This window comes from Pseudomonas sp. TMW22080, assembly GCF_022496745.1.
Lineage (GTDB): Bacteria > Pseudomonadota > Gammaproteobacteria > Pseudomonadales > Pseudomonadaceae > Aquipseudomonas > Aquipseudomonas bubulae.
The window spans coordinates 369,862-392,967 of record NZ_SCFF01000005.1; the positions used below are offsets into that span (position 1 = coordinate 369,862).

The window sequence follows — 23,106 nt, forward strand, 5'->3', positions numbered from 1 at the left end:
TGGATCAAGGCGCTTACTCCCATAATGGCCATACTCAATGGCATAATCGCGCCATTCACTGACCCTCCCCGGGAGAGCCACCTTGCCGAATGTATCCACGCTGACCACCGAAGACCCGGTGCTGCTGGTGCAGCTCTCTGACAGCCACCTGTTTGCAGAAGCGGATGGCTCGCTGCTGGGGCTCAAGACCGCGCAAAGCCTGCAACAAGTGATTGATCTGGTGCAGGCCGAGCAGCCGCATATTGACGGCCTGCTGGCCACTGGTGATCTGACCCAGGACGGCAGTGTCGAGGCTTATCAACGCTTTCGCACACTGACCGCGCCGTTGGCACCCTTTGGCCGCTGGATCCCCGGCAACCACGATCAAGTTGCGCAGATGCGTGAAGCGGCCGTGCAAAGCCGTCTTCTGGAGCCGGTGGTCGATATTGGCAATTGGCGCATTACGCTGCTCAACTCGGCAGTTCCCCACTCCACCCCCGGTTACCTGGAGGACGATCAGTTGCAATTGCTGGCCCAATCCTTGAGCGAAGCCCCCGATCGCCATCACCTGGTGTGCCTGCATCACCACCCGGTGTCGGTGGGCTGCCCGTGGCTGGAGCCGATCGGTCTGCGCAATGCCAAAGAATTCTGGTCGGTCATGGACCGTTATCCCCAGGCCCGGGCGGTACTGTGGGGGCATGTTCATCAGGCGTTCGACCAGCAGCGCAACGACGTTCGATTGCTGGCCACGCCCTCTACCTGCATCCAGTTCGCGGTGGGCAGCCCAGACTTCAAGGTCAGCGGCGAGGCACCGGGCTATCGCTGGCTGCGCTTGCAACCGGACGGCACTCTGCAAACCGGCGTGTCGCGCCTGGCAGATTTCACCTTTGAGCCGGATTACAGCGCCAACAATTACTGAATTATCTTGAAGCGAGTCATTGCCCCTGAGTCAGGCTAAACTGCGCGCCTTTATTGTTGCTGTGTTCAGCTTAACGGGTCTTCGGGGGTCATCGCATGTCAGGTTCCATCTTGTATATCCACGGGTTCAACAGTGCCCCCGAGTCCAAGAAAGCCATGCAGTTGACGTCGGCTATGCACAGCATGGGCCTTGGCGGGCAGCTGCGGGTGCCTGCCCTGCACCATCATCCGCGCCAGGCCATTGCCCAATTGCAGGGCGTAATCAGTGAGCTTGGCAGCCCATTGCTGGTCGGCAGCTCGCTCGGCGGCTACTATGCGACATGGCTGGCCCGCCAATACGGCCTCAAGGCCTTGCTGATCAATCCGGCCGTCAGCCCGCACCGGATGTTCGACGGCTATCTGGGCACGCAAACCAATCACTACAGCGGCGAAACCTGGGAACTGACCCTCGATCACGTGCAGGCGCTGGCAGAACTTGAAGTGCCAGCCCCTCAGGACGCGCAGCGTTGTCAGGTGTGGTTGCAGACAGGCGATGAAACCCTGGACTACCGCTACGCTGAACAGTACTACGCGGCATGTACGTTGCGTATTGAGGCGGGCGGTGATCACAGTTATCAGGGCTTTGCCCAGCAGCTGCCCGACTTGCTGAACTTTGCAGGGATCGGCGCCGAACAGTTTGAAACCATCGACTTCGCGGCCCTTTAAGGCGCCCGTCGAATGGCCCTTTTTTTCACTTACGACTAACGACGAGACCCTATGGCCACTCCCAGCGCTAGCTCTTATAACGCCGACGCCATCGAAGTCCTCTCGGGCCTCGACCCGGTGCGCAAACGCCCCGGCATGTATACCGACACCAGCCGGCCCAACCACCTGGCCCAGGAAGTCATCGACAACAGCGTCGACGAGGCCCTGGCCGGTCACGCCAAGTCGGTCAACGTCATCCTGCACGCCGATCATTCGCTGGAAGTTAGCGATGACGGGCGCGGCATGCCGGTGGACATCCACCCTGAAGAGGGTGTGCCGGGCGTCGAGCTGATCCTCACCAAGCTCCACGCGGGCGGCAAGTTCTCCAACAAGAACTACCAGTTCTCCGGTGGCCTGCACGGTGTGGGCATCTCGGTGGTCAACGCGCTGTCGACGCTGGTGCGGGTCAAGGTCAAGCGTGACGGCAACGAGTACCAGATGACCTTTGCCGATGGCTATAAAGCCACCGATCTGGAAATTATCGGCACCGTGGGCAAACGCAACACCGGCACCAGCGTGTACTTCGCGCCGGACCCGAAATACTTCGATTCACCCAAGTTTTCCGTCAGCCGCCTCAAGCACGTGCTCAAGGCCAAGGCCGTGCTGTGCCCGGGGCTGCTGGTTACGTTCGAAGACAAAAACACCAACGAAAAGGTCGAGTGGCATTACGAAGACGGCCTGCGCTCGTATCTGGTCGATGCAGTCAGCGAATTTGAACGCCTGCCCGACGAGCCGTTCTGCGGCAGCCTGGCCGGTAACAAGGAAGCCATCGACTGGGCCTTGCTGTGGCTGCCCGAGGGCGGCGACAGCGTGCAGGAAAGCTACGTCAACCTGATCCCTACGGCCCAGGGCGGTACCCACGTCAACGGCCTGCGCCAGGGCTTGCTCGATGCCATGCGCGAGTTCTGCGAGTTCCGCAGCCTGCTGCCGCGGGGTGTCAAGCTGGCGCCTGAAGATGTGTGGGAGCGCATTGCGTTCGTGCTGTCGATGAAAATGCAGGAACCCCAGTTCTCGGGTCAGACCAAAGAGCGTCTGTCATCCCGTGAGGCGGCGGCATTTGTCTCGGGCGTGATCAAGGACTCCTTCAGCCTGTGGCTCAACGCCAACCCCGAGTTGGGCATGCAACTGGCCGAACTGGCGATCAACAACGCCGGGCGCAGGCTCAAGGCCAGTAAAAAGGTCGAACGCAAGCGCATTACCCAGGGGCCGGCCTTGCCGGGCAAGCTGGCGGACTGCGCCGGGCAAGACCCGATGCGCTCCGAGCTGTTCCTGGTGGAAGGTGATTCTGCAGGCGGCTCGGCCAAGCAGGCGCGGGACAAGGAGTTCCAGGCGATCCTGCCGTTGCGCGGCAAGATCCTCAACACCTGGGAAGTCGACGGCAGCGAAGTGCTGGCGAGCCAGGAAGTGCACAATATCGCTGTGGCCATCGGTGTCGATCCGGGCGCGGCCGATATGAGCCAGTTGCGTTACGGCAAGATCTGCATCCTTGCCGACGCCGACTCCGACGGCCTGCACATTGCTACCTTGCTCTGTGCATTGTTTGTGCAGCACTTCCGCCCGCTGGTGGATGCCGGTCACGTCTATGTGGCGATGCCGCCGCTGTACCGCATCGACCTGGGCAAGGAGATCTTCTACGCCCTGGACGAAGCCGAGCGCGACGGCATTCTTGACCGTCTTGTCGCCGAGAAAAAACGCGGCAAGCCGCAAGTCACACGATTCAAGGGGCTGGGTGAGATGAACCCGCCACAGCTGCGCGAAACCACGATGGATCCGAACACCCGTCGCCTGGTGCAACTCACTCTTGAAGACTTCGCCGCCACGTCAGAAATGATGGACATGCTGCTGGCCAAGAAACGCGCCGGTGACCGCAAGTCCTGGCTCGAATCCAAAGGCAACCTGGCGCAGGTGCTGGCCTGATGCGCAGTGCCTTGCTGGGCTTGTTCTGTTTGGGTGCTGCGCCGGTCATGGCCGATACCTGGCCAGAACTGGCGTTGCAGTCAGAGCATCCGGTTGAAGGCATGCGCGGTGGCAATCTGTCCGGGCTGGCATTATGTTCGGGTGAGCTGTGGGCGGTGTCTGATCGTGATGATGATCAGATTTATCGCCTCGATACCCGCGAGTCTCTGTGGCAGGCCGAAGCCATGCCTGTCGATGTGCCGCCAGCGCCGGAAAGCGGCTTGCCGTGGGGCGTGCGCATGATGGGCAAGGCCATCAGCCCGTTGCGCGGCGGCGAGCTGGACTTTGAAGGGATCAGTTGCGATGAGGCGGGCAACCGGTTCGTGGTCAGTGAGTCCCATGCAGCGGTACTGCAAATCCCTCAGGCCGGGGCGCCTTCATGGCTTAAAATCGACCCGGCGCTGGTGCGTCAGGCCCGTGCCAGCGGCATGTTGCTGCATTTCAATGCGCTGTTTGAGGGGATTGCCGTCAACCCGCAGGGTAATCAGATATGGCTGGCGGCCGAGCGTGAGCGCCGTGGCTTGCTGACGATTCGCAAAAAACAGAGTGTATGGGACTGCGAAAACGGCTGCGTGCTGATGAGCGAAGGCGGTCTTGAACAGCCGCCGACGCAACTCAACGCCAAGGCCCAGGCAAAGGACTTTGCCGACCTGGCGCTGTTCGAGGACAAGCTGTTTACCCTTGAGCGCATGGCCTATCGCATTTGCCGGCGTACCCTGGATACGGGCGAGATCGAACGCTGTTGGTCGTTTGCCAATGATGCCCTGACCGATGCCCGGCGTTACAACACCGGCTATGGCAACACCGAGGCCCTGAGCCTGGATGCCAAGGGTGCCTGGGTCGGGGTCGACAACGGCAGCCATAGACGCGCCGATAGCGAAAAACGTCCCATCGTCTGGCGCTTTGCTGCACCGCAAGGTGGCTGGAGTGCCAAGCAATGAGCCAGCAAGCACCGGGCAAAGGCGTGGGGCGTATCTTCATGATCGTGGCCTGGTGCGCGGGCCTGTACCTGGCCACGCAGTTTTTCGGGCGCTGGGAACAGCGTCAGCAAAACCCCAATACCGAAGTGACCTCGCAACAAGGCGAGGGTTATATCGAAGTCAAACTGCTCGGCAACGTGCAGGGCCATTTCGTCGCCAGTGGCCGGATCAACAACGTGCCGGTGGAATTTTTACTCGATACCGGTGCCACCGATGTGGCAGTACCGCTGGATCTGGCCAGGCAACTGGCACTGCCCAAGGGCCTCCCGGTGACCCTGAGCACCGCCAATGGCCGCACCCAGGGCTACCAGACCCGCATCGATCGCCTGCAGCTGGGCGCCATTGTGCTGCGCGATGTGCGAGCTGTAGCGGCCCCCGGGCTGGACGGCGAGCAGGTGCTGCTGGGCATGAGTGCGCTGAACAAACTTGAATTTACCCAGCGCGGCGGCACCATGCTGCTGCGCCAGACAACGAACTGAATGAGGTCCGCATGAGCGACTCCCTTGATCTCAGCCTGGACGGCGTAGAACGCCGGTCACTGGCCGACTTCACCGAACAGGCCTACCTCAACTACTCCATGTACGTCATCATGGATCGGGCCTTGCCGCATATCGGCGACGGCCTCAAGCCCGTACAGCGGCGTATTGTTTACGCCATGAGCGAGTTGGGCCTGGACGCTGACTCCAAGCACAAAAAATCGGCGCGTACCGTCGGTGACGTGCTCGGTAAATTCCACCCTCACGGCGACTCGGCCTGCTACGAAGCGATGGTGCTGATGGCACAGCCGTTCAGCTATCGCTACACCTTGGTCGACGGCCAGGGCAACTGGGGTGCGCCGGACGATCCCAAGTCGTTCGCCGCCATGCGTTACACCGAAGCTCGCCTGTCGCGTTACTCCGAGGTCCTGCTCAGCGAATTGGGCCAGGGCACGGCGGACTGGGTACCGAACTTTGACGGTACCCTCGACGAACCTGCGGTTTTACCGGCACGTTTGCCCAATATCCTGCTCAATGGCACCACCGGCATCGCCGTCGGCATGGCCACCGATGTGCCGCCGCACAACCTGCGTGAAGTGGCGGCGGCGTGCGTGCGTTTGCTCGACGAGCCGAAAGCCACGGTTGAGCAATTGTGCGAACACATTCAAGGCCCGGACTACCCGACCGAAGCTGAAATCATCACCCCGCGCGCCGACCTGCTGAAGATCTATCAGACCGGCCGTGGTTCGGTGCGCATGCGTGCGGTGTATCACATCGAAGACGGCGACATCGTGGTCACTGCACTGCCGCATCAGGTGTCGGGTGCCAAGGTGTTGGAGCAGATCGCCGCGCTGATGCAGGCCAAGCCGACCAAGCTGGCGATGGTAACCGACCTGCGCGATGAGTCCGACCATGAAAACCCGTGCCGTATCGTCATCATTCCGCGCAACAACAAGGTCGATCTCGACGAGCTGATGCAGCACTTGTTCGCTGTCACCGAGCTTGAGTCCACGTTCCGGGTCAACATCAATATCATCGGCCTGGACGGCAAGCCGCAGCTGAAAAACCTGCGTGCCCTGCTGGTGGAATGGCTGGAATTCCGCGTCAACACCGTGCGCCGTCGCTTGCAGTTCCGCCTCGATAAAGTCGAGCGCCGCCTGCACCTGTTGGACGGTTTGCTCACCGCTTACCTGAACCTCGATGAAGTGATCCATATCATTCGCACCGAGGAACACCCCAAGGCCGAGCTGATTGCACGCTTTGCCCTGAGTGAAACCCAGGCTGATTACATCCTTGATACGCGCCTGCGCCAACTGGCCCGTCTGGAAGAGATGAAGCTGCGCGACGAGCAGGATGCGCTGCGTAAAGAGCAAGCCAAGCTGCAAACCTTGCTGGGCAGCGAAGCCAAGCTGAAAAAGCTGGTGCGCACTGAACTGCTGGAAGACGCCAAAACCTACGGCGATGATCGTCGTTCGCCAATCGTGGCCCGCGCAGAAGCCAAAGCCCTATCGGAAAACGAGCTGGTGCCGACTGAAGCGGTCACGGTGGTGCTCTCGGAGAAAGGCTGGGTACGTTGCGGTAAAGGCCACGACCTGGACGCTACCGGCCTGTCCTATAAAGCGGGGGATGGTTACAAAACCGCCGCTGCAGGGCGTTCCAACCAGTTTGCGGTGTTTATCGACTCCACGGGGCGCAGCTACTCAGTGGCTGCGCACACCTTGCCGTCGGCCCGTGGTCAGGGCGAACCGCTGACCGGTCGTCTGACCCCGCCTCCGGGCGCCACATTCGAGTGTGTGTTGTTACCGGAAGACGATGCGCTGTATGTGATTGCTTCCGACGCCGGTTACGGGTTTGTGGTCAAGGGAGAAGACCTGCAGGCCAAGAACAAGGCAGGTAAGGCATTGCTCAGTCTGCCCAAAGGCGCGCAGGTGATGCAGCCGCGGCCGGTGTCCGATCGCGAGCACAACTGGCTGGCGGCGGTAACCACTGAAGGGCGCCTGTTGATCTTCAAAGTCAGCGATCTGCCGCAGCTGGGCAAGGGCAAGGGCAACAAGATCATCGGCATCCCCGGCGATCGCGTGGCCAGCCGCGAAGAGTACGTGACTGACATCGCGGTACTTCCAGACAATGCCGCATTGGTATTGCAGGCGGGCAAGCGTACCTTGACGCTCAAGGCGGATGACCTGGAACACTACAAAGGTGAGCGTGGCCGTCGTGGCAACAAACTGCCTCGTGGGTTCCAGCGTGTGGATGCCTTGTTGGTAGAAACCCCCAATTAAGCCTGTTTAGTGCGCCCGGCCTGCGTTTTTAAGCGCAGATCGGCGCGACAGCGCTGGAGTCATGCCCAATATTCGCGGATGATATGCCGCGTTAGCGGCACGGCTTATGGCAATGTGCTTTGCGAGCCTTTCGAGAATTACACTGCGGCTCGCCCTGAGGCGGCCACCTGGATGGAATGATGAACGTTCTACGCCTTCCTTTAATTGCGTTGCTGACCGGTGTGTTGGGTCTGGCGGGGTGCAGCACGCACCAGCCAGCGGCCTTGTACCAACTGGACAGCGGCACCCCCGGCCAGCCCGCGCAAAGCGCCGGCATGGCTGTGGTACTTGGCCCGATCAGCGTGGCCGACTACCTGCAACGCGAAACCTTGCTGCAACGCCAGCCTGATGGCAGTTTGAGCGCTGCGACTGACGGACGATGGGCGGGTAGCCTGTCGGCAGATATCGACCAGCTGCTGGTGCGCCAACTGGCATGGCGCCTGGACAGCCAGCGTGTGGTCCAGGCCCCTGCACCTGCGGGCTTCAGCCCGGATGTGCAAGTGTTGTTGTCGATCACTCGGCTGGACTCGGGCAAGGATCTGCCTGCAGTGCTGGACGCACAATGGCGCTTGATTGACCGTCGCGGGCAAGTGCGTGACAACCGCATCGTGCACCTGGAGCAGCCGCACGGGGGCAGTACGGCGGACCAGGTCAAGGCTCAGGGCAAGTTGTTGCAACAGTTGAGCGAGCAATTGGCGGTGGCACTCAAGCCTCTGGCCAACCAGCCGCCTCTGGTGGAAGCGCCCAAGGCGCCGTCCAAGGCAGCCCCCAAGCAGGGTGCGGATAAACCTCGTATCCCGATGGCCTCACCGATACGCACGGATATGGAAATCTTCCGCTTCTGAGGCTGTGGCCAGAAACAAAAAAATCCCGCACATGTGCGGGATTTTTTATGGCAGGTCAAAAGCCCCTCACCACGCCTCTCCCGGAGGGAGAGGGCCAGGGTGATGGTGCTCTTGGCTTTGGCTACCCGCGACTCTCGTGCATCCGCGCCAGCTGGCGCTCCAGCATCGAAGGGTAAGGCTCCATCAGGCGCTCTACGCAGCAGGCGCCTTCCGGGCTGGCAATCGGGCGGATTCGGGCACGCTGGCGGATCAGCGGGTCATCGCTGATCTTGCGCTCTACCAGCAACAGGTTGCGGCTGTGTTGCGACAAGGCCAGTGCATCCTGCGCCGTTTCGGTCAGCAGCAGGTCAATCTGACTCATGCCGCTCAGGCCTTCACCCAGCACCAGGCCCAACTGCAATTGCAGGGTAATGCCGCTGTCTGCCACTTCGATCTGCAGGGCGTGACCCAATGCACGCAGCAGCTCGCCGCAGCAAATGGCGTTGGTCAGGTAGTCGTCGCCGCTGTCTTCACTGTGGAACAGCATCAGTGTGCTGCCATCGTTCAGCGTATGCAGTTCGCTTTGGTACAGCGAGGCTGCCTGGTTCAGACAATCACGATAGCGTTCCAGCAGTTCCATCAATCGGGCGCGGGGCAGGCGGCGCAATTGCTCTTGTGCCCCCAGTTGCACCGCGAGTACGGCACTCGGTTGCGGCGCCGCAGATGCGACCGGTTTTGGTTTGGCCAGGGCAACCGGCGCGGCACTCGCCGTGCTGGTGTCGCGCAGGTCGGCAAACGGGTCTTCGTCGTCGTTCTCGTCTTCTTCGGTGCTCACCAACTGTCGAGGTGCAGCCTTGGGCGCAGGTGCCGCTGCAGTCTCATCGAACGTCGGGTCACTCAGGTTGCGCACTTCAAAGCTCGGCTCGTTGTCTTCGGCCTCTTCGTAGTCGCTGTCGTCGTAGTCGTCTTCTTCTGGTTCCGGCTCAGGCTCTGGTGCCGGAGGGGCCAGGCGGGTGTGGAGCTGACGAGCCAGGTCGCCGATCTCATCCTGGCGCTGGATGGCCGGGGTGTAAGGGTCGGGTTCGCGCAGCCATACCCGCAGTTGCAGCAGGGGCGTGGTGATATGACGGCCCAGACGCAAGCTTAAGGCCAGGGCAAGGGCCAGCAGGATGGCACTCAAAATGCCCATGCTTTGCAGGCTGATGGTCATCGGCTGCTCGAACTGGTGCATGTCCAGGCTGATGCGCAGATGCCCAGCGGTCACATCCTGAAAGGTGATCTTGGTTTGATACACACCCTCGGTTTCGCCCAGCAGGCCATTTTTGGGACGTTGCCCGGCTTCGGCGAGGATACGGTTATCCACGCTATAAATGGCCGCGTGGGCCACCAGCGGGTTTTTGGTCAGGTTGTTGAGCAGCACGTTGAGGCTGAGGATGTCGTTTGACACCAGCAGCTCGGTCGCCGAGGTGGCGGTTTGCGTGGTCAGGCTCTGCCCCAGGGCGTCGGCCTGTTCGTGCATGGCCTGCTTGAATTGCAGGCCCATGACCACGGCATAGATGACCAGTGCCAGGGCGACCAGGATCACGTTATGGCTGGCGATACGCAGAGCAAGCGGAACGCGGCGATCGCGCAGGGCCCGGAAGATCAGCAGGAAGAAGTTATCGGTTTTGACAGGCGATGGCCGGTTCACTGAGCGCGGCTCTTAGTCCGTTAAGTTGGTGCGCAGTATAGCGAGCGGCCTGAGGGCGGCAAAGCCTTGGCGGTGCCCGATGGTCACTGAAAGTGGGTAGAATGCGTTTTTTTTAGCGAATGGGGGTGTGCCTTGCGCGAAATCGTCCTGATAAACATCACAGGTGAGGACCGTCCGGGTCTCACTGCGGCCATTACCGGTGTACTGGCCAGCAATGGTGTGAATATTCTCGACATCGGTCAGGCCGCCATCCATGGCGTTTTGTCATTGGGTTTTCTGGTCGAAATTCCACAAGCCGAGCTGGTTTCGGCAGTGCTCAAGGACCTGCAGCCCTTAATCGCGAAGGAAGGTTTGCAGCTGCGTTTCGACCCGATCAGCGAAGAGCATTACCAGCGCTGGGTCCACGAACAAAGCCAGACCCGGCATGTGGTCACGCTGATGAGCCGCCAGGTGACCGCCCATGAGCTGCAGCGCGTGACATCGGTGATCAGCCAGCACGGTTTGAACATTGAGCAGACGGATCGCCTGTCCGGTCGCGTGCCGCTGGATGCGTCGACCGAGTCGAGCAAAAGCTGCATCGAGCTGCGTGTGTGTGGCGAGCCTGTGGATGTTGACGCGCTGCGTGCCGATTTCTTCAACCTGGCCCAGGAGCTGGGCGTGGATATCGCCCTGCAGGAAGACACCCTGTTCCGTCGCAATCGCCGCCTGGCGGTGTTCGACATGGACTCGACGCTGATCGAAGCTGAAGTGATCGACGAGCTGGCCAAGGCGGCAGGCGTGGGGGATCAAGTGGCGGCCATCACCGAGCGCGCGATGGCTGGCGAACTGGATTTCAAGGCCAGTTTCAAGGAGCGCATGGCGCTGCTCAAGGGCCTGGACGTGGGCGTGCTGGATGCCATCGGTGCTTCGTTGCGCCTGACCGAGGGCGCTGAAGTGCTGTTCGCCGAGCTCAAGCGTCTGGGTTACAAAACTGCGATTCTGTCAGGCGGTTTCACCTACTTTGCCAAACAAGTGCAGGCCAGGCTGGGCATCGACTATGTCTTTGCCAACGAACTGGAAGTGGTGGACGGCAAGGTGACCGGTGTTGCGGTCGAACCGATTGTTGATGCCCAGCGCAAGGCAGATTTGCTGCGCGAACTGGCACAAAAGGAAGGCTTGAGCCTGGAGCAGACCATTGCGGTCGGTGATGGCGCCAATGATTTGCCGATGCTGGCGATTGCCGGGCTGGGTGTGGCATTCCGTGCCAAGCCGCTGGTCAAGAAATCGGCCAAGCACGCAATTTCGACTTTGGGCCTGGATGGCGTGCTGTACCTGCTCGGTCAGCGTGACCGTAACAGCCAGGGCTGAGCCCCCCTGTAAATGACCTGTGGGAGCGAGCTTGCCCGCGATTGCATCACCTCGGTGAATCAGATGCACCGAGTTGCCAGCATCGCGAGCAAGCCCGCTCCCACAGGGTTATGGGTTATTCGGCGTGCGCCGGTGCACCCATTTTCTGACCCATCATCACCGGCGTTCCTGCCGTCAGGCCTTCGGCCCATTTCACCTGATCCGCGCCAAACAGCACGATCGCCGTCGAACCCAGTTTGAAACGACCCAGCTCGGCACCTTTTTCCAGGTGGATCGGCGCACGGGCAGCTTCGTCGTAACGGAAGGTTTTCAGCTCGCGTTTCGGCGGGGTAACCAGACCGGCAAACACGGTTTCAATGGATGCCACGATCATGGCACCGACCAATACCACGGCCATCGGGCCGCGCTCGGTGTCAAAAATGCACACCGCACGCTCGTTGCGGGCAAAAAGCTCCGGCACGTTTTCGGCGGTGGTCTGGTTGACCGAGAACAGGCGCCCCGGCACGTAGATCATTTCACGCAGGGTGCCCGCCAGTGGCATGTGCACGCGGTGGTAGTCCTTGGGCGACAGGTAGATGGTGGCAAATTCGCCGCCCATAAACTGGGCTGCTACTGCAGCATCGCCACCCACCAGCTCCAGCACGCTGTAGCTGTGGCCCTTGGCCTGGAACACGCGGCCGTGTTCGATCGGGCCCAGCTGGCTGACCGCGCCATCGGCAGGGCTTAGCACCGCACCCGGAGTTTGATCCAGCGGGCGGGCGCCGTCTTTCAGGGCGCGGGTAAAGAAGGCGTTGAAGTGCTCGTAGGCGGTCACGTCTTCAACCAGGGCCTGGGACATGTCTACCTGATAACGCTTGGCGAACCAGCTGGTGAACGCATTCTTGAACCAGCGTACGCGGCATTCGGCAATACAGCCGGCCAGGCGTGACAGCAGGTGATGCGGCAACAGGTACTGACTGAGGAGGAACAAACGCTTTTTCATTCAAGGTCCTTAATTTTTTACAGGTAGCTCGACGGGGGTGTCGGGGTGGTTGCCCCATTCGCCCCAGGAGCCGGCGTAGCCTTTGACGCGCGGGTAACCGAGCGCCTTGGCGACGAGATAGGTAAAGCCGGAACGGTGGTGGGTCTGGCAGTGGGTAATCACTTCTTTGTCTGGCGTGATGCCCAGATCCTTGAGGATCTGCGCCATGTCCGGGCGGATACGCAGGTTACGGGTTTTATCCATGCCGGTGGTCCACTCAAGATGCTTGGCCCCGGGGATATGCCCGCCCTTGGCCGCCAGCACTTTTTCGCCGCTGTATTCGGCGGCACTGCGTGCATCCCAGATCGCCAGGTCGGCGGCGCCCAGGCGGCTTTGCAGGTACTCGCGGGTGGCAGTAGGTTCATCGTGCAAGGTCAGCGCCACCGGGCCATTGACGGCGGCAGGCACGTCCTGACTGAGGGCATAGCCTTCGCCAATCCAGGCGTGAATGCCCCCGTCCAGATAGTGGTATGCCTTGTGCCCGATTACATCAAGCAGCCAGATAAACCGCCCGGCCCAGCCGCCGCCTTCGTCGTCATAGACCACATAGACCGCGTCGGGATTGTGCCCCAGCTCGCCGAACAGGGTTTCGAGTGACGCTTGCGACGGCAGCAGGCCGGGTGCCGGTGGCAAGCCCAGTTGCGTGCGTTTCGGGTCGACAAAACGGGCGCCCGGAATATGCCCGGCCTCGTAGCGTGCAACACTGGTCAGGTCAACCAGGATCAGTTCGGGTGCGTCGAGCCGGGCGAGCAGGTCGCCGGGCTCGATCACTAATGGCAAGCCAGAGAAGCCAGGCATAGGAAGCCTCCAGAGCAAAAAGGGGGGATTGTAGCGCTAGCGCCCGCGACTACTAAAGGTATTCAAGGCTTTCTCGATGCATTGGGCCGTTTTGCCAAAGGCTTGCACGCTGGTTTCGGAAAATGGCCCGCCGCCCTGGTCTGCCAGTATGAGCATGACCACGCGACCGTTATTGCTCAGCGAGCGTAGCAGCAGATGCTCGCCGGGGAACAGGCTGCGCAGGCTGTAGGGCAAGACTGCGGAAATCACCGCGTTGTTTTCGGGCGTCAGGCGCACTTGTGCAGGTTGCATCATCAGGCGTTGCAGCGCGGTGCTGTCACTGATGTTGACGGTCAGGTCGAAGGCGGTTCTGCCCAGGCCGGCAATCTGGTTGACGCTCAGGCTGGTCGAGGTCTTGTCGGGGGTGAGTATCATCACCCGGCGCATGCCGCACGCCTGCAAGGCTTCGCGGGCACAGGTGCTCAGATGCATCGGGTTGCTGAATGCGCTGGGTTGCTCCAGCAGCTGCCCGCAATGTTTGCGCCAGGCGACGAGTGCCTCGGCCGAGGGAGGCGGGGCTGCCTGCGAGTTGTCCCCGCTGCGGCGTGAGTCCCACGGCCAGAGCAATGCCTGGGCCGGATGCCAAAGGTCGGGGCTGGAGTGATAGCGCGCGCTGCTCGCGGCCTGCTGGTGTGCCTGCTGCTGAACTTCGTCCAGGGGCATTTGCAGGTAAAGGCTGGTGACGTACTGCCAGCGCAGGTTGTGCGGTGTGTCCCAGCCCTGCTGGGCTGACAGCGCCAGGCAGTTGGCCAGCAATACACTGTTGGCAGGCTGGTTGAGCCAGCGCCGCAGGGCCGGGTCGGCGTCCAGCAGTTGTTGCTGACGCAGGGGGTGATGGGTGTCGCGGGCGATATGCAGCACCCTGACCAGGGTGCGGCGCTCTTCGGTGATCACCGTATAACCTTGCATCACCCACCCCGGCAGACGCCACAGCTCGGCCAGGCTGCGGCAGATATCAAACAGTGGCACACCAAAAAGCTGGCGTTCGACTTTATTGGCGCACTCATTGTGCCCGATCACCCGCCGTTCCCAGGTTTCGAGCAGCAGTGGGTGGGTCAGTGCCAGGGCCCATAGCGGTGACAGAAACAGCAGGCTGCTCCAGTAGATTTCCTGCCAGAGCCGCGCCAGGCGATTGCCGAACAGGCCAATGGCCTGTTGTGCGGCGTGCTGGCTGATCAGCTGGATTTGTCGGTAGGCCAGCGGGATATCCTCGATCGCCAGCGCCGGCACATGTTCAAGCAGCATCTGGGTGCGTTTGAGGCCCAGGCGGTTGATCGCCACTTCAAGGCTCTCGGCCGGCTCGCTCAGGCTGCTTTGGGCTTGCTGGTTGGCCTCGCGGATCAGTCTGAGGGCCAGCGCCGGGCTGTCCTGCATAACCTCGGCAATTTCGCGTAACGAGCGGCGACTGTCGTTGAGGGTCTTGAAGACCCGCGCATGGCTGGTTTGCGGGATCGGCAGATCGACGGCGTCCAGGTGTGCAACCCAGGCATCCAGGGTGGTGGGTGTTGATATCGGTGCGCGGGTTTCGTTGGCCATAATGAGGACGCGATGATCATCCAATCTGGGGGTCGAATGGCTTTTCGGCTCTACCGGCTATAGTCTGGCGCAGATTCGCCGATAAGGAGAAGAAGAGTTTTAGCTACGCTGGAATATGACCTTGAACCGACCCAAGAAGTACTTTTATATCTATGGCTAAAATTATCGGCATCATCGTCGTGTTCGCGAGCGTGCTCGGCGGATACGTACTTTCCCACGGCAAAATCGGGGCGCTGATCCAGCCGTTCGAGGTTTTGATCATCGGCGGTGCGGCCTTCGGTGCGTTCCTGCAAGCCAACCCCGGTTACATGACCATGCATGTGATCAAAAAATCACTGGGCATGTTTGGTTCGCGTTTCTCCCACGCTTTTTATCTCGAAGTGTTGGGCCTGGTTTACGAGATTCTCAACAAAAGTCGTCGCGAAGGCATGATGGCCATCGAGAGCGACATTGAAGACGCGGCCGCCAGCCCTATCTTCGCCAAATACCCCACTGTCCTTAAAGATGAGCGCATGACCGCGTTTATCTGCGATTACCTGCGCATCATGTCCTCGGGCAACATGGCCCCCCACGAGCTTGAGGGGTTGTTTGACATGGAGCTGTATAACCTCAAGGAAGAGCTGGAGCATCCTTCCCACGCCGTTACCGGTATCGCCGACGGCATGCCGGGTTTCGGTATCGTCGCCGCGGTACTGGGTATTGTGGTGACCATGGCCTCGCTGGGCGAAGGTGATCAGGCGGCCATCGGCATGCACGTTGGCGCCGCGCTGGTAGGTACCTTCTTCGGTATTTTGGCGGCCTATGGTTTCTTCGGTCCGTTGGCGACGTCTTTGGCTCACGATGCCAAGGAAGAACTCAACGTGTATGAATCGATCAAGGCCTCGCTGGTGGCTTCGGCCTCAGGCATGCCGCCGTCGCTGGCGGTCGAGTTTGGTCGCAAGGTCCTGTACCCCAAGCACCGGCCCAGTTTTTCCGAGCTGGAACAAGTGGTTCGTGGTCGCTGATTTATGGAAAACAACCAGCCCATAATCATCAAGCGCGTCAAGCGCTACGCCGCAGGCCATCACGGTGGCGCCTGGAAAATCGCCTTTGCCGACTTCGCCACGGCGATGATGGCGTTCTTTCTGGTGATGTGGCTGATGACGGCGGCCACGCCCGAGCAAAAGATCGCCATTGGTGGTTATTTCAAAGATCCGATCGGATTCAGCGAAAGCGGCACGCCCTACGTCATCGACCTGGGCGGCACTCCGGCCTTGGCGCCGGACAACACCCTCAACCCTGAAGAAAAACTGCAGCCCCAGCCCGACAAGATCAAGGTAGATGCCGAGCAGGTTGAAAGCATGGCCGAGCAGGTCGAGAAAGAGCGCCTCGAACTGCTGTTGCAGGAGTTGCAGAACAAGGTCGAAGAAAACCCGCAGCTGCGCAAGTTCAAGGATCAGTTGCTGTTTGAAATCACCCCGGACGGCCTGCGTATCCAGATCATGGATGCCGCAAACCGGCCGATGTTTGATGTGGGCAGTGCACGGCTCAAACCGTACTTCGAAGATATTTTGCTGGCCATGGCCGACACCATCAAGGCAGTACCCAACAAGGTCAGTATCAGCGGCCACACCGATGCCATGCCTTATGCGGGGGGCGGTGATTACGGCAATTGGGAGTTGTCGGCCAACCGTGCCAATGCAGCGCGGCGTGCGCTGGTGGCGGGCAGCTACCCGGAAGGGCAGATTGCGCGGGTGGTGGGTTATGCCTCGTCAGTGCTGTTCGACACGGCTAACCCCAATAATCCGGTCAACCGTCGTATCGACATTGTGGTGCTGAACAAAAAGGCCCAGCAGGCGATTGAAGGCGAGCAGGGTGCGGAGTCAGTCAAGCCCCAGGAACTGCCCAAGGCGCCAGTTGACCCGATCAAGCTGCCCGCCGACAAACAGCCACTGCCGATGCATGAAGAACGGCAGAAGCTGAATCTGTTTGACGACCCGCCGCCCTCACCCTAACCCTCTCCCAGAGGGAGAGGGGACTGAGCGCACGCGGCTTCAAGAACACTGATAATTTGCCCCCTCTCCCTCCGGGAGAGGGCTGGGGTGAGGGGGCTTCTGGCCTGAATCAGTAACTCGACTCAGGCAAGCTGGCAATGATCGAGCGATAGCTGTTCATGCGCTGTTGCTGCACGCGGCCATCTTCCAGGGCCATCAGCAATGCACAGCCCGGCTCGCGGTCATGCTTGCAGTCGCGGAAGCGGCAACGGCCGATCAGGTCGTTGAACTCGATGAACCCCGCCTCGACATCGGCACGGCTGACGTGGCCCAGGCCGAACTCACGAATACCCGGGGAGTCGATCAGATCGCCGCCGCCCGGGAAGTGGAACAAGCGTGCCGTGGTCGTGGTGTGCGTACCCTGGCCGGAAATCTCCGAGAGCGGCCCGACCCGAAGGTTGACCTCAGGCAGCAGGCTGTTGACCAGGGACGACTTGCCAACGCCCGACTGACCCACAAACACACTGATATGGCCGTCCAGTTGCGCTTGCAACTGCTGCATGCCATCGCCGTGATGGGCCGACACTTCCAGCACCGGATAACCCAGTTGACGATAAACCCCCAGCAACGCATTCAGCGCCGGTGCGTTCTGCTCGTCGATCAGGTCAGCCTTGTTGAGCAGCAACAGCGGGCGAATCCCGGCGTGCTCGGCGGCGACGAGATAGCGGTCGATCAGGTTGGCGTGCGGCTCGGGCATGGGCGCGAACACAATCACGATCATGTCGACGTTGGCAGCAACCGGCTTGAGCTGGCCACGGCTGTCAGGGCGGCACAGCTCGGTCTTGCGCGGCAACTGGGCGACGATAACGCCGATGCCCTGATTGCCGGCGCGCCACACAACCGTGTCACCGGTTACCAGAGCGGGCAGGTTGGCGCGCAGGTGGCAACGGAACATCTGGCCTTTGAGCTCACCTTCCTGGGCTTCGACTTCGACCTGCACACCAAAGTGCGCGATCACCAGGCCAAGTTGCTCGGGGCCTAAATCGCCGCCTTCAAGCGCTTCGACGGCACTGGATTCGCGTTTGGCGGCGCGGGCAGCGCGCTCGCCCTGGATCTTTTCGATGCGCCAATTCTGACGACGGTTGAGCTGGCGTTTGGCCATGGGTGTTCCGTGTTGATAAAACGATAAGAAGGGTAAAACGCCGGGGAGTTTAGCACGAGGGCCGCGTGCCTAAGCTAAACTGCGCACCTAAGCACTGGAGGCCATTATGCAAAACGCGCAGAACCTGATCTGGATCGACCTGGAAATGACCGGTCTGGACCCTGACAACGACGTCATTATTGAAATGGCCACCATCGTTACCGACAGCAACCTCAATACCCTGGCTGAAGGCCCGGTCATCGCCATCCACCATAGTGATGCCGTGCTGGCGCGCATGGACGAGTGGAATACCCGTACTCATGGCGGCAGCGGCCTGACCCAGCGGGTCAAGGACAGCACCACCACTATGGCCGAAGCCGAAGCGCAGACCATCGCGTTCCTTGAACAGTGGGTACCCAAAGGCAAATCGCCGATCTGCGGCAACAGCATCTGCCAGGACCGCCGCTTCCTGTACACCCACATGAAAGCCCTGGAGAGCTACTTTCACTACCGCAACCTGGACGTTTCGACGCTCAAGGAACTGGTTGCACGCTGGGCGCCGGAAGTACGCGACAGCCTGGTGAAAAAGGGTACGCATCTGGCGCTGGACGACATTCGCGAGTCGATTGCCGAGCTGCAACACTACCGCAAGCATTTCATCAAATTCTAAGCTGCCGTTGATCCCCCTGTGGCAGCGGGCTTGCTCGCGATGCAAGCGACTCGGTACATCTACCGAACCGCAGCGAAGCCGTCGCGAGCAAGCCCGCTCCCACAAAGAACAGTATTTGTTGCCCGCTTTTGGTGCCAATGCCAACTGAGAGTAGACTGCGCGCCTTCTTGCAAGGATCGCTGCCATGTTGCTGATGCTTTATTTAGTTGCCATTACTGCCGAAGCCATGACCGGCGCGCTGTCTGCCGGGCGTCGAGGCATGGACTGGTTCGGCGTGGTGCTGATTGCCTGCGTCACCGCGCTAGGCGGCGGTTCGGTGCGTGACGTCCTGTTGGGGCACTACCCGCTGACCTGGGTCAAACACCCGGAATACCTGGTACTGACCACGTTCGCTGCATTGGTGACGATCTTTATCGCGCCCTTGATGCGTCATCTGCGCTCGCTGTTTCTGGTGCTTGATGCCCTGGGGCTGGTAGCGTTTACCCTGATCGGCTGCATGACCGCGCTGGAGATGGGTCAGGGCATGCTGGTGGCTTCGGTGAGCGGAGTGATTACCGGGGTCTTTGGCGGCATCCTTCGTGACATCTTCTGCAATGACATCCCGCTGATCTTCCGTCGTGAGCTGTATGCCAGCGTTTCGTTTGCTGCGGCGTGGTGTTTCTTGTTGTGTACTTATCTGGAAATGCCCAACGAACAGGCGATTTTCGTCACCTTGTTCGGCGGGCTGCTGCTGCGTTTGCTGGCGATCCGCTTTAACTGGGAAATGCCCAAGTTCGTTTATAACGACGAGCATTAAGCAACTGTGGCAGCGGGCTTGGCTCAGGCCCGCTTGGCGTGTTGTGTCAGCGCCCACTCCACATGCTCGCGCACCAGCTCCGACGGGTAGTCACGCCGCGCATTCAGGGCTTCCAGCACCGGGATCGTCGACGGCGCATTACCCAGGCCCACAGCCAGGTTGCGCAGCCAGCGCTCGTACCCGGCCCGGCGTAGCGGCGAACCTTCGGTGCTGCTCAGGAATGTGTCTTCATCCCACATAAACAGCTCGGCCAAGCCGGCATTGTCCAGGTTATGCCGTGGCTTGAAGTCCCCTTCTGCGGTGGTGCGGGCAAAACGGTTCCAGGGGCAGACGATCTGGCAGTCATCGCAGCCGAATACCCGGTTGCCGATCATCGAGCGCAATTCTTCAGGGATCGCGGTTTTCAGCTCGATGGTCAGGTACGAAATGCATTTGCGCGCATCCAGCACATAAGGCCCGACAAAGGCATTGGTGGGGCAGATGTCCAGGCAGGCGGTGCAGCGCCCGCAGTGTTCGGTTTCGTGGGGGGCGTCGACCGGTAGCGGCAAATCGACAAACAGCTCGCTCAGGAAAAAGTAGCTGCCCGCCTTGCGATTGAGCACCAGGGTGTTCTTGCCGATCCAGCCCAGACCCGCCTGTTGGGCGATGGCCTTTTCCAGTACCGGGGCGCTGTCGACAAAGGCGCGGAAGCCAAACGGGCCAATGTCCTTCTGGATGCGGTCGGCCAGTTGTTGCACGCGCTTGCGGATCAGCTTGTGATAGTCGCGGCCCAGGGCATAACGTGAAACGTAGGCTTTTTCCGGTTGGGCCAGCAGTTGCGCCATATGGGTGTCACCGGGCAGGTAGTCCATGCGCAGGGAAATCACGCGCACTGTGCCGGGCACCAGCTCTTGCGGGTGTGAACGCTTGCTGCCGTGGGCGGCCATGTAGTCCATGTCGCCGTGGTAGCCGGCTTCCAGCCAGCGTTGCAGATGGTGTTCGTGTTCTCCCAGGTCGAGGCCGGCAATGGCGACTTGTTGAAAGCCCAACTCGCGGCCCCATTCCTTGATGGACCGGGCGAGAGCGGGGAGGTCGGCAGTAATAGCAGGCATGGGACAAGAGAAACCGGAGCTGAGATGCGTATAATTCTGCCAGACATCGGAGCCAAACACGCATGCCGCAGACCAAACACCTGTTAGCCGACCCCCAAGCCCTTAGCGCAGATAATCTGGCGCCACTACCTCGACGAGCCCTGAGCGCCCATAAAGGCCAGTTCGGGCATGTGCTGCTGGTGGGTGGCGATCGTGGATTTGGCGGCTCGATTACCCTCAGCGCCCAGGCTGCACTACGCTGTGGCGCTGGCCTGGTATCCCTGGCCACGCGCCCCGAGCACGTGCCTGCTGCGCTGGTGCGGGTGCCCGAGGTGATGGTGCTCGGCGTATCGTCGGCCAACCAGTTGATGGGCGTACTGGCGCAGGCTTCGGTGGTCGTGGTGGGACCGGGTTTGGGGCAGGCGCCCTGGGGGCGCAGTCTGTTGTCGGCCGCGGCACAGGCAAAAATGCCGCAGGTGTGGGATGCCGATGCGCTTAATTTGTTGTCCAACGCAGTCATCACGCTGGCACCAGGGTCGGTGATGACCCCGCACCCGGGTGAAGCCGCACGCTTGCTGGGTATCAGCACCGGGCAGGTACAGGCCGATCGACCGGCTGCGGCCAGGGCGTTGGTTAAAAAATACTCAGCAGTGTGCGTCCTTAAAGGTGCAGGCAGTCTGATTGCAGGGCTCAATGGCGAGTTGGCCATTTGCAGTCACGGCCATCCGGCAATGGCTACGGCCGGTCTTGGGGATGTGCTGGCAGGCGTGATCGGCGCGCTGCTGGCTCAGGGGTTGGGCGCTTATGACGCCGCATGCCTGGCGGTGTGGCTGCATGCCCGCGCCGGTGAGCAACAAGGACAATTGGGCCGTGGGCTGGCGGCCAGTGATTTGATTCCAGCCATTCGTCAGTTGTTGGAGGAACACGCACCGTGCACGAAATAACACTGCAACTGGCCGACGAAGAGGCCATGACCGCATTTGGCGCGCGCCTGGCCACTGTCACTCAAGGTCACGGCCTGATTTTTCTCGACGGCGACCTGGGTATGGGTAAAACCACCCTGTCACGTGGCCTGATTCGCGGCCTTGGTCACACGGGTTCGGTCAAAAGCCCGACCTTCACATTGGTCGAGCCCTACGAGATTGGCGATATTCGGGCCTTCCACTTTGACCTGTATCGGCTGGTCGATCCGGAAGAGCTGGAATATATGGGGATTCGCGATTATTTCGACGAAGACGCCCTATGCTTGATCGAGTGGCCCGATAAAGGTGCAGGCTTTTTGCCAAAGCCTGACCTGACCATTACCATTAGGCCGCATAACACCGGGCGTTTGCTGACGCTGACGCCCCAAGGTTCTCGTGGCGAGTCTTGGTGTGCCGCATTGGCGCCGGAATACAAATAATGATGGGGTTTGGTATGCGCTTTCGCGCGTTAGCAAGTGTGGTGGGTGTGTTGCTCAGTGTCATGGCATTCAATGCTGTGGCCGCAACCCAGGTCAAGAGCGTGCGTCTATGGCGGGCGCCGGACAACACTCGACTGGTTTTTGATCTTACCGGGCCGGTGCAGCACAGTGTGTTTACGCTGACCGCACCTGATCGTCTGGTCATCGACATCAATGGCGCGACCCTGGGCGGGCCGCTGAATGTGCAAACAGCCAATACGCCAATCACCAGCATGCGCTCGGCGCAGCGTACCCCCACCGATCTGCGCGTGGTTATCGACCTGAAAAAGGCCGTGACCCCGAAAAGTTTCGTTCTGGCGCCCAATGCCCAGTACGGCAACCGCCTGGTGGTCGACCTGTATGACCAGGGCGCCGATCTGGCGCCAAGCCTGCCGGCCACCAACGTGGCAACGGTGCCGGTGGTGCCGGTGACGCCCGCGCAACCCGACGTTAAATTGCCGCCGATCCCGAGCGGTAAACGCAGCGTGGTGGTGGTGATCGATGCCGGCCACGGCGGTGAAGACCCGGGGGCCTCGGGCTCGGCTGGCCAGCGTGAAAAAGACGTGGTGTTGGCGATTGCCAAAGAACTGCAGCGCCAGATCAACGGCATGAAAGGCTTCAGGGCCGAGCTGACGCGTACCGGCGACTACTTTATCCCGCTGCGTGGCCGCACCGAAATCGCCCGCAAGAAGGGCGCCGACCTGTTTGTATCGATCCACGCCGATGCTGCACCGTCCAAGGCTGCCTTTGGTGCTTCGGTGTTTGCCCTGTCTGAACGCGGCGCGACTTCCGAGACGGCGCGCTGGCTGGCCGACAGCGAAAACCGCTCCGACCTGATCGGTGGCGCAGGCAACGTCAGCCTCGATGACAAGGACCGCATGCTGGCGGGTGTGTTGCTTGACCTGTCGATGACCGCGTCGCTGACCTCCAGCCTCAACGTCGGGCAAAAAGTGCTGAGCAACATAGGTCGGGTCACCCCGCTGCACAAGCAGCGCGTGGAGCAGGCCGGGTTTATGGTGCTGAAGTCGCCGGACATTCCGTCGATTCTCGTCGAGACCGGGTTTATCTCGAACTCCAACGAAGCGTCCAAGCTGGCTTCGAGCAGTCACCAGCAAGCGCTGGCCCGTTCGATCAGCAGCGGCGTACGCCAGTTCTTCCAGCAAAATCCGCCGCCGGGCACTTATATCGCCTGGCTGCGTGACACCGGCAAAATCGCCCAGGGTGCCCGCGAACACACGGTTCGCCCCGGCGAAACCCTGGCGATGATCGCTGTACGCTATCAAGTGGGCGTGGCGACATTGCGCTCGAGCAACAGCCTGAAAACCGATGAGCTGAAGGTTGGCCAGAACCTGAATATTCCGGCAACTGCCCTGGCGGCACAGTAATGAG

21 protein-coding genes are annotated in these 23,106 nt (G+C 60.8%); 15 read left to right on the forward strand and 6 right to left on the reverse strand.

Annotated elements, in window-relative coordinates; genetic code table 11:
• The first annotated feature begins 82 nt into the window (after positions 1 to 82).
• From cpdA to EQV96_RS18700, 7 genes are all read left to right on the forward strand, one after another.
• Entirely contained in the window at positions 83 to 898 is an 816-nt protein-coding gene (gene cpdA / locus EQV96_RS18670; protein ID WP_095000936.1) for a 3',5'-cyclic-AMP phosphodiesterase, read from the forward strand.
• 95 nt (positions 899 to 993) lie between these two features.
• Positions 994 to 1,602, forward strand: coding sequence for a YqiA/YcfP family alpha/beta fold hydrolase (locus EQV96_RS18675; RefSeq protein WP_138738630.1), 609 nt, complete (start codon positions 994 to 996; stop codon positions 1,600 to 1,602).
• Between the two features lie 51 nt (positions 1,603 to 1,653).
• Positions 1,654 to 3,558 (forward strand): DNA topoisomerase IV subunit B, encoded by a 1,905-nt coding sequence (gene parE / locus EQV96_RS18680; RefSeq protein ID WP_095000938.1) that lies wholly within the window; start codon positions 1,654 to 1,656, stop codon positions 3,556 to 3,558.
• Positions 3,559 to 3,605: 47 nt separating this feature from the next.
• Positions 3,606 to 4,538: an esterase-like activity of phytase family protein gene (locus tag EQV96_RS18685; RefSeq protein ID WP_240882273.1), complete on the forward strand. Its 933-nt coding sequence runs from the start codon at positions 3,606 to 3,608 to the stop codon at positions 4,536 to 4,538.
• Positions 4,535 to 5,056, forward strand: a complete 522-nt coding sequence (locus tag EQV96_RS18690; protein ID WP_095000940.1) for a TIGR02281 family clan AA aspartic protease — start codon at positions 4,535 to 4,537, stop codon at positions 5,054 to 5,056. The genes EQV96_RS18685 and EQV96_RS18690 overlap by 4 nt, the downstream gene beginning before the upstream one ends.
• Positions 5,057 to 5,067: 11 nt before the next feature.
• Positions 5,068 to 7,332, forward strand: a complete 2,265-nt coding sequence (gene parC / locus EQV96_RS18695) for a DNA topoisomerase IV subunit A (protein ID WP_095023823.1) — start codon at positions 5,068 to 5,070, stop codon at positions 7,330 to 7,332.
• Between the two features lie 179 nt (positions 7,333 to 7,511).
• The gene (locus EQV96_RS18700) at positions 7,512 to 8,216 is read left to right on the forward strand and encodes an ABC-type transport auxiliary lipoprotein family protein (RefSeq protein ID WP_169916127.1); all 705 of its coding nucleotides are present in this window, start codon (positions 7,512 to 7,514) and stop codon (positions 8,214 to 8,216) included.
• 121 nt (positions 8,217 to 8,337) lie between these two features.
• Here EQV96_RS18700 and EQV96_RS18705 read toward each other — a convergent pair whose 3' ends face one another.
• A complete protein-coding gene (locus EQV96_RS18705; protein ID WP_095000943.1) occupies positions 8,338 to 9,885 on the reverse strand; it encodes an AhpA/YtjB family protein in 1,548 nt (515 codons plus the stop codon).
• 132 nt (positions 9,886 to 10,017) lie between these two features.
• Between EQV96_RS18705 and serB the strand changes: the two genes are divergently transcribed.
• Positions 10,018 to 11,232: a phosphoserine phosphatase SerB gene (gene serB, locus EQV96_RS18710; protein WP_095000944.1), complete on the forward strand. Its 1,215-nt coding sequence runs from the start codon at positions 10,018 to 10,020 to the stop codon at positions 11,230 to 11,232.
• 115 nt (positions 11,233 to 11,347) lie between these two features.
• On the opposite strand, the gene asd is transcribed toward serB, so the two are convergent.
• The 3 genes from asd to EQV96_RS18725 are packed head-to-tail and all read right to left on the reverse strand — an operon-like array spanning position 11,348 to position 14,626.
• The gene (asd, locus tag EQV96_RS18715; protein ID WP_095017685.1) at positions 11,348 to 12,214 is read right to left on the reverse strand and encodes an archaetidylserine decarboxylase; all 867 of its coding nucleotides are present in this window, start codon (positions 12,212 to 12,214) and stop codon (positions 11,348 to 11,350) included.
• A gap of 9 nt (positions 12,215 to 12,223) precedes the next feature.
• Positions 12,224 to 13,051, reverse strand: a complete 828-nt coding sequence (locus tag EQV96_RS18720) for a rhodanese-like domain-containing protein (protein WP_095017684.1) — start codon at positions 13,049 to 13,051, stop codon at positions 12,224 to 12,226.
• A 36-nt stretch (positions 13,052 to 13,087) separates the two neighbouring features.
• A complete protein-coding gene (locus EQV96_RS18725) occupies positions 13,088 to 14,626 on the reverse strand; it encodes an HDOD domain-containing protein (RefSeq protein ID WP_240882242.1) in 1,539 nt (512 codons plus the stop codon).
• 152 nt (positions 14,627 to 14,778) lie between these two features.
• Between EQV96_RS18725 and motA the strand changes: the two genes are divergently transcribed.
• Together motA and motB are read left to right on the forward strand one after the other, a co-directional pair.
• Entirely contained in the window at positions 14,779 to 15,630 is an 852-nt protein-coding gene (gene motA, locus EQV96_RS18730; RefSeq protein ID WP_095000946.1) for a flagellar motor stator protein MotA, read from the forward strand.
• Positions 15,631 to 15,633: 3 nt separating this feature from the next.
• Positions 15,634 to 16,620: a flagellar motor protein MotB gene (motB, locus tag EQV96_RS18735; RefSeq protein WP_095000947.1), complete on the forward strand. Its 987-nt coding sequence runs from the start codon at positions 15,634 to 15,636 to the stop codon at positions 16,618 to 16,620.
• 109 nt (positions 16,621 to 16,729) lie between these two features.
• Here the strand turns inward: motB and rsgA are convergent, their stop codons facing one another.
• Positions 16,730 to 17,761, reverse strand: coding sequence for a small ribosomal subunit biogenesis GTPase RsgA (rsgA, locus tag EQV96_RS18740; protein WP_095000948.1), 1,032 nt, complete (start codon positions 17,759 to 17,761; stop codon positions 16,730 to 16,732).
• 106 nt (positions 17,762 to 17,867) lie between these two features.
• On the opposite strand from rsgA, the gene orn reads away from it, so the two are divergent.
• Positions 17,868 to 18,410 (forward strand): oligoribonuclease, encoded by a 543-nt coding sequence (gene orn, locus EQV96_RS18745; RefSeq protein WP_086799078.1) that lies wholly within the window; start codon positions 17,868 to 17,870, stop codon positions 18,408 to 18,410.
• 184 nt (positions 18,411 to 18,594) lie between these two features.
• Positions 18,595 to 19,206 carry a trimeric intracellular cation channel family protein gene (locus tag EQV96_RS18750; protein WP_019826256.1) on the forward strand — a complete coding sequence of 204 codons (612 nt, stop codon included), beginning with the start codon at positions 18,595 to 18,597 and terminating at the stop codon, positions 19,204 to 19,206.
• 23 nt (positions 19,207 to 19,229) lie between these two features.
• Here the strand turns inward: EQV96_RS18750 and queG are convergent, their stop codons facing one another.
• Positions 19,230 to 20,297 carry a tRNA epoxyqueuosine(34) reductase QueG gene (gene queG, locus EQV96_RS18755; protein ID WP_095020195.1) on the reverse strand — a complete coding sequence of 356 codons (1,068 nt, stop codon included), beginning with the start codon at positions 20,295 to 20,297 and terminating at the stop codon, positions 19,230 to 19,232.
• Between the two features lie 62 nt (positions 20,298 to 20,359).
• On the opposite strand from queG, the gene EQV96_RS18760 reads away from it, so the two are divergent.
• From EQV96_RS18760 to EQV96_RS18770, 3 genes are read left to right on the forward strand one after another with little or no spacing between them, the layout of a single operon-like run.
• The gene (locus tag EQV96_RS18760) at positions 20,360 to 21,220 is read left to right on the forward strand and encodes an NAD(P)H-hydrate dehydratase (RefSeq protein WP_095038939.1); all 861 of its coding nucleotides are present in this window, start codon (positions 20,360 to 20,362) and stop codon (positions 21,218 to 21,220) included.
• Entirely contained in the window at positions 21,208 to 21,678 is a 471-nt protein-coding gene (tsaE, locus tag EQV96_RS18765; RefSeq protein WP_016783300.1) for a tRNA (adenosine(37)-N6)-threonylcarbamoyltransferase complex ATPase subunit type 1 TsaE, read from the forward strand. Before EQV96_RS18760 ends, tsaE begins: the two co-directional genes overlap by 13 nt.
• Positions 21,679 to 21,680: 2 nt before the next feature.
• Positions 21,681 to 23,102, forward strand: coding sequence for an N-acetylmuramoyl-L-alanine amidase (locus EQV96_RS18770; protein WP_198417412.1), 1,422 nt, complete (start codon positions 21,681 to 21,683; stop codon positions 23,100 to 23,102).
• Positions 23,103 to 23,106 lie beyond the last annotated feature (4 nt).

Coding starts and splice junctions, on each gene's coding strand:
- EQV96_RS18720 (WP_095017684.1), bottom strand. CDS start 13,051: ATGCCTGGCTTCTCTGGCTTGCCATTAGTGATCGAGCCCGGCGACCTG.
- EQV96_RS18750 (WP_019826256.1), top strand. CDS start 18,595: ATGTTGCTGATGCTTTATTTAGTTGCCATTACTGCCGAAGCCATGACC.
- EQV96_RS18725 (WP_240882242.1), bottom strand. CDS start 14,626: ATGGCCAACGAAACCCGCGCACCGATATCAACACCCACCACCCTGGAT.
- EQV96_RS18690 (WP_095000940.1), top strand. CDS start 4,535: ATGAGCCAGCAAGCACCGGGCAAAGGCGTGGGGCGTATCTTCATGATC.
- EQV96_RS18685 (WP_240882273.1), top strand. CDS start 3,606: ATGGCCGATACCTGGCCAGAACTGGCGTTGCAGTCAGAGCATCCGGTT.
- asd (WP_095017685.1), bottom strand. CDS start 12,214: ATGAAAAAGCGTTTGTTCCTCCTCAGTCAGTACCTGTTGCCGCATCAC.
- rsgA (WP_095000948.1), bottom strand. CDS start 17,761: ATGGCCAAACGCCAGCTCAACCGTCGTCAGAATTGGCGCATCGAAAAG.
- EQV96_RS18760 (WP_095038939.1), top strand. CDS start 20,360: ATGCCGCAGACCAAACACCTGTTAGCCGACCCCCAAGCCCTTAGCGCA.
- motA (WP_095000946.1), top strand. CDS start 14,779: ATGGCTAAAATTATCGGCATCATCGTCGTGTTCGCGAGCGTGCTCGGC.
- queG (WP_095020195.1), bottom strand. CDS start 20,297: ATGCCTGCTATTACTGCCGACCTCCCCGCTCTCGCCCGGTCCATCAAG.
- EQV96_RS18675 (WP_138738630.1), top strand. CDS start 994: ATGTCAGGTTCCATCTTGTATATCCACGGGTTCAACAGTGCCCCCGAG.
- parE (WP_095000938.1), top strand. CDS start 1,654: ATGGCCACTCCCAGCGCTAGCTCTTATAACGCCGACGCCATCGAAGTC.
- orn (WP_086799078.1), top strand. CDS start 17,868: ATGCAAAACGCGCAGAACCTGATCTGGATCGACCTGGAAATGACCGGT.
- parC (WP_095023823.1), top strand. CDS start 5,068: ATGAGCGACTCCCTTGATCTCAGCCTGGACGGCGTAGAACGCCGGTCA.
- motB (WP_095000947.1), top strand. CDS start 15,634: ATGGAAAACAACCAGCCCATAATCATCAAGCGCGTCAAGCGCTACGCC.
- EQV96_RS18770 (WP_198417412.1), top strand. CDS start 21,681: ATGGGGTTTGGTATGCGCTTTCGCGCGTTAGCAAGTGTGGTGGGTGTG.
- EQV96_RS18700 (WP_169916127.1), top strand. CDS start 7,512: ATGAACGTTCTACGCCTTCCTTTAATTGCGTTGCTGACCGGTGTGTTG.